Source organism: Actinoplanes sp. NPDC051633 (genome assembly GCF_040681735.1).
In the GTDB taxonomy this organism is placed as follows: domain Bacteria; phylum Actinomycetota; class Actinomycetes; order Mycobacteriales; family Micromonosporaceae; genus Actinoplanes.
On sequence record NZ_JBFAZH010000601.1, the window covers coordinates 1 to 4,885 of the forward strand.

General features: G+C 72.7%; 6 protein-coding genes and 1 pseudogene. 1 reads left to right on the plus strand and 6 read right to left on the minus strand.

The features are described 5' to 3' along the window. From AB0M20_RS27600 to AB0M20_RS27625, 6 genes and pseudogenes are all read right to left on the minus strand, one after another. Nucleotides 1-402 (minus strand): annotated as a pseudogene (locus tag AB0M20_RS27600) (peptidase M20); the annotation flags it as partial. Continuing rightward, on the minus strand, nucleotides 399-1,124 hold the full coding sequence (locus tag AB0M20_RS27605) for an SDR family oxidoreductase (RefSeq protein ID WP_364303024.1): 726 nt from the start codon (nucleotides 1,122-1,124) through the stop codon (nucleotides 399-401). The gene AB0M20_RS27605 and the pseudogene AB0M20_RS27600, both read right to left, overlap by 4 nt. Nucleotides 1,125-1,128: 4 nt before the next feature. Then, the gene (locus AB0M20_RS27610) at nucleotides 1,129-2,124 is read right to left on the minus strand and encodes an alcohol dehydrogenase catalytic domain-containing protein (RefSeq protein WP_364303033.1); all 996 of its coding nucleotides are present in this window, start codon (nucleotides 2,122-2,124) and stop codon (nucleotides 1,129-1,131) included. Nucleotides 2,125-2,126: 2 nt separating this feature from the next. Further along, nucleotides 2,127-2,975 carry a fumarylacetoacetate hydrolase family protein gene (locus AB0M20_RS27615; RefSeq protein ID WP_364303026.1) on the minus strand — a complete coding sequence of 283 codons (849 nt, stop codon included), beginning with the start codon at nucleotides 2,973-2,975 and terminating at the stop codon, nucleotides 2,127-2,129. An 11-nt stretch (nucleotides 2,976-2,986) separates the two neighbouring features. After that, a complete protein-coding gene (locus AB0M20_RS27620) occupies nucleotides 2,987-3,790 on the minus strand; it encodes an SMP-30/gluconolactonase/LRE family protein (RefSeq protein ID WP_364303028.1) in 804 nt (267 codons plus the stop codon). A 9-nt stretch (nucleotides 3,791-3,799) separates the two neighbouring features. Then, nucleotides 3,800-4,234 carry a MarR family winged helix-turn-helix transcriptional regulator gene (locus tag AB0M20_RS27625; RefSeq protein WP_364303029.1) on the minus strand — a complete coding sequence of 145 codons (435 nt, stop codon included), beginning with the start codon at nucleotides 4,232-4,234 and terminating at the stop codon, nucleotides 3,800-3,802. A 26-nt stretch (nucleotides 4,235-4,260) separates the two neighbouring features. On the opposite strand from AB0M20_RS27625, the gene AB0M20_RS27630 reads away from it, so the two are divergent. Further along, on the plus strand, nucleotides 4,261-4,740 hold the full coding sequence (locus tag AB0M20_RS27630) for a hypothetical protein (RefSeq protein WP_364303031.1): 480 nt from the start codon (nucleotides 4,261-4,263) through the stop codon (nucleotides 4,738-4,740). Nucleotides 4,741-4,885: the final 145 nt, after the last annotated feature.

Below are 4,885 nucleotides of genomic sequence, written 5' to 3' on the forward strand. Positions count from 1 at the left end.
GTCGCACGCGCCGCGGCCGTGGACCTCGTCGCCGCGGATCGATCCGCTCCACGGGTCCCGGTCGTCCCAGTTGCCGAGGTCTCCGGGAGGCACCACGTCGACGTGGCCCTGCAGGACGAGAGCGGGAACGCCCGGCGGCCCGAGGACGCCGGCGACGCCGTACCCCTCGGTGCGCGGCGCCTCGGTGCCCGGGTGGTCCGGATGCGCGGCCAGGCCGGCCAGGTCGAGCTTCCAGGTGTCGACCTCGAAACCGAGCTGGGTGAGGCGCCGTGCGTGCCGGTGCTGCAGGTCGGACTCGGCGTCGCTGCCGGTCACGCTGGGGACGCGGATCATCTCCACGAGGTCGCCGACCAGGGCCTGCTCGTCGATGGCCTCGAGCACGCGGGCCTCGGCGCGGCTCACGATGAGCGGGGTGGCACGCGCACTCCGACCACGCCGCCGTCGACCGGCAGCAGCGTGCCGGTGGTCGAGCCGGAGAGCGGGGACGCCAGGTACGCGATCGCGTTCGCCACCTCGTCGGCGGAGACCAGCCGGCCGATCGGCTGCCGGGCGACCAGTGCGGCCCGCGCCGCGTCCGGGTCGTCCGTCGCCTCCAGCAGGCGCCCCACCCAGGGCGTGTCGGCTGTGCCCGGGATCACCGCGTTCACCCTGATGCCCTCGTGCACGTGGTCGGCGGCCATCGCGAGGGTCAGCGCGGCCACCGCCCCCTTGCTGGCCGCGTAGAGCGCCCGGTTCGGCAGCCCGATCAGCGCGACGATCGAGCAGAGATTGACGATCGCCGCGTGCTCCGAGCGGCGCAGGTGCGGCAGCGCGGCCCGCGACACCCGGGCCATGCCCAGCACGTTCACGTCGAAGACCCGCCGCCACTCGTCGTCCGGGTTGGCCGCCACGTCGCCCTGCGCGCCGATCCCGGCGTTGTTCACCAGCACGTCGATGCGGCCCTGCGTGACGACGATGCGATTGATTCCCGCCTCGACCGACTCGGGGTCGGTCACGTCGCAACCCGTGGCCTTGTCCAGGCCCTCCACCGTGGCCCCGCGCGAGGTGAGCAGTGCGGCGGTGGCCGCCCCGATGCCGCTCGCGCTGCCGGTCACCACGGCGACGAGGCCGTCGAAGTCGCCCATGTCGCTACCTCCGCGGATCGATGTGGACTTTCGGAGCCTCGCCCCAGGCCGGGTCGCGATGCCCGGCCAGCACGTTCACCGCCTCGTCCAGGCCGACCGTCGCGGCCACCAGGGGGCGCGGGTCGACGGCTCCGGACGCGTACACGTCAATGGTTTTGCGCAGCGCGCCCGACCCGCTCAGCACGCCCACGGCGGTGACGTCCTTGAGCGCCAGCTGCCGCGTGTCGATCAGGCTCGGCTCCTCGGCGATGCCGAGGAACACCACCCGGCCGCCCGGCTCCACCAGCTCGACGGCCTTCGCGGGCAGCGACGCCGCGGTCGAGCAGTCGACCACCGTGTCGAACGGCAGGTCGGGCAGGTCGTCCGCGGTCCAGACGTCGGCGAAACCGAGCGAGCGGGCGAAGTCCAGCTTCAGGCCGAGCAGGTGCACCTCGGCGCCGGCCGCCGCGGCGAACGACGCGACCAGCAGCCCGATCGTTCCGGGACCCATCACCAGGATCCGGCTGCCGGCCGCCTGCTGGTGGGCGCGCATCGCGTTGGCGCCCGGCTCGACCATCGCGCCCATCGTCAGGTCGAAGCCCGCCGGGATCTCGTGCAGCGCGCCCACCGGCACCCGTAGCTGCTCGGCCAGCGCACCCGGCCACCCGTGCCGGATCCCGATCTCGTAGCGGTCGGCGCACGTGTGCTGCCGGCCCGACGTGCACCGGGCGCACCGCCCGCAGCCCAGCATGGTGTCGCCGGTGACCCGCTTGCCGATCCACGACTCGCCCTCGGCCGAGCCGGCCGAGGTCACGACGCCGCACCACTCGTGGCCGATCCGCACCGGGTACTCGGCGTCGCCGGTGTGCAGGTAGGCCATCTCGCCGGAGAAGAACTCGAGGTCGGTGCCGCACACCCCGGCCCGCTCGACGTCCACGACGACCTCGCCCGGCCCGGCCACCGGCGGGTCCACATCGCGCACCGAGGCCGCACCCGGACCGGTGATCACGAAGGCGCGCATGCTCACCGCGGCGCCAGCACCGTGCTGCGCTGCGTGCCCAGGCCGTCGATGCCGAGGTCGATCACATCGCCGGGCTGGAGCCAGACCGGCGGCTTGAACCCCATCCCGACGCCGGGCGGCGTGCCGGTGTTGATCAGGTCGCCCGGCTCGAGCACGAGGAACTGGCTCACGTAGTGCACGATCACGTACGGGTCGAAGACCATCGTGGCGGTGCGGCCGGTCTGCCGGCGCACCCCGTTGACGTCCAGCCACATGCCCAGATCCCGCACGTCGGCGATCTCGTCGGGGGTGGCCAGCCACGGCCCGGCCGGGTTGAACGTCTCGGCCGACTTGCCCTTCACCCACTGCCCGCCGCGCTCCTGCTGGAACGCGCGCTCGCTGACGTCGTTGACCAGCACGAACCCGGCGATCGCGGCGTGCGCGTCGGCGGGGGAGTCGAGATAGCTGGTGCGCCGGGAGATGACGATGCCCAGCTCGACCTCCCAGTCGAGCTTGGTGGAGCCGCGCGGCTGCCGGATCGGGTCGTTGGGGCCGACCAGCGTGTTCGGCGACTTGTTGAACAGGATCGGCTCGTCGGGCACGGGCTGGCCGGTCTCCGCGGCGTGGTCGGCGTAGTTCAGCCCGATGCACAGGATCTGGTGCGGGCGGGCGAAGGGCGCGCCGATCCGCTCGTCGCCGAAGGGCACCGTCTGGCCGGCCGCGACCCGCTCGGCCACCGCCGCCCGCAACCGGTCGTGGCCGCCCGCGAAGAACGCCGCGTCGAAGTCGCCGACCAGATCGTCGACGTCCACATAGGATGAGGCGTCCACCCGGACGACGGGCTTCTCCGAGCCGTCCGGCCCGATGCGCATCAACAGCATGGTCAGCCCCAGATGGAAGAGGGGACGCCGGTCGCGCCGACGTCCGCGGTGAACAGATGCCGCCGGGTGGTGACGACCAGCGTGCGCAGGTCCGGCCCGGCGAACGCGGGGCAGGTCACCTCGTCGTCGGCGACCTCGAGCACGCCGGTCAGCTCGCCGGCCGGGGAGAAGCGCCGCACCTCGCCGGAGCCGTACACGGCGATCCAGAGGTTGCCGTCGCTGTCGAGGCACATGCCGTCGGGGTCCCAGTCGTCGCGCAGCAGGACCCGCTTGCCGGGATCCCACACGTAGACCTCGCCCGGCGTCGTGTCGATCGAGTAGAACAGGCCGTCGCGCCACGCCATGCCGTTGGCCAGGCCGAGCCCGCTGTCCAGCACGGTCACCTCGCCTCGCGGGGTCACGCGGAAGTACTCCTCGTCGGTGCCCGGTTTCTCGCTGAGCTGCATGGTGCCGACGACGAAGTTGCCCTCGGGGTCGCACTTGCCGTCGTTGAGCCGGCGCCCGCTGCCCGCGGGCAGAATCCGCGGCCCGGGCGTGACGCGCCCGTCTGCCGCGACCTCCAGCAGCGTCTCCGTGCCGGCCACGAGCAGCCCTCCGGTACGCGTGACCGCGACCGCACCGACCGTCCGGTCGAACACCTGCGTCCCGGTGCGCTCGACGACGCCGCCGGCGAGCCGCCCGGTGTGCACCGCCCCGGCCTCGATCTCCACCCACAGCAGCCGCTCCCGCGGCCCGTCCCACACCGGCCCCTCGGCGAGCCGGAACTCGTCCTCCGAAGCCCGCACGGCGGTCCAGCGCTCGATCACGTTCCGACCCTAGCCCCTCTGCTGTGCGCGGAGCGCGCGATGCAGCAGTGCGTTGAGTTTCGCCGCCTCGGCGGCGCTGAGTCCGAGGACGGCCGGGTCGTCGAGCGTGGCGGCGGCCTTCGATGCGGAGTCGAGCACGGCGCGGCCCTTCGCGGTCAGGTCGATGCCGGCGCGCCGTCCGCGGCCGCCGCTGCGGTCGCGGGTGACCAGCCCGGCGGTCTCCAGCCCGGCGAGAACCTCGCTGATGCTCTGCGGCGTGACGAGCACCCGGCGAGCCAACTCGCCCGAACCGATGCCCGGCTCACCGGCGACCGTCGCCAGAACGCCGAACTGGGTGGGAGTGAGCCCGGACGGCCGCATCACCGCCTCGAACCGCCGGGTCAGCACACTGGCGAGGCGCACCACCGTCCAGCCGACCGAAGTATCAGGGTCCCTTGCACTCATGTATCAGGATTCCTTATAGTCGGCGAATGACAGAAGTCCTGGCTCGGCAGCCTACCGTCGCAGCTCAGCGGCGGCTCACGCTGCTGGCGGCGCTCGGCATGGCGTGGTGGTTCTTCGGCAACCTCTACGAGGCGGTGGTGTTCTCACCCAACTGGGTCGACGGCCCCGCCCAGCTCGCCCGGCTCGACGGGTTCTTCACCAACACCGGGCCGACCATGTACTTCGTCCCGGTCACACAGCTCGCCACCGTGCTGACCTGGATCCTGTGGTGGCGCAATCGCGACGGCGAGGTGCGCGCGGACTACCGGCGGGCCGGCATCGCGTCGCTCGCGCTGACCGCCCTCACCGCGGTCATCGTCACGCTGCTCCTCCCGCGCATGTTCGACGGCCACTCCACGACGGCCGCGTGGTGGTGGAACGTTCTCAACGTCGGCCGGATGGCCCTCACCGCGACGACCGGCCGGTATCTGTTCCAGGCGTTCCGCGGGCTGGACCGGCGGGGGTGACCGAGGCGTAAGGTCCGATACATGGCAGCACTCCGCAGCGATGCCTGGTATTCGGGCGACAACCGCAACGCGTACATCCATCGGGCCTGGATGCGCCGGGGCACTCCGGACTCCTCGTTCCGCAGCCGGCCGCAGATCGCGATCG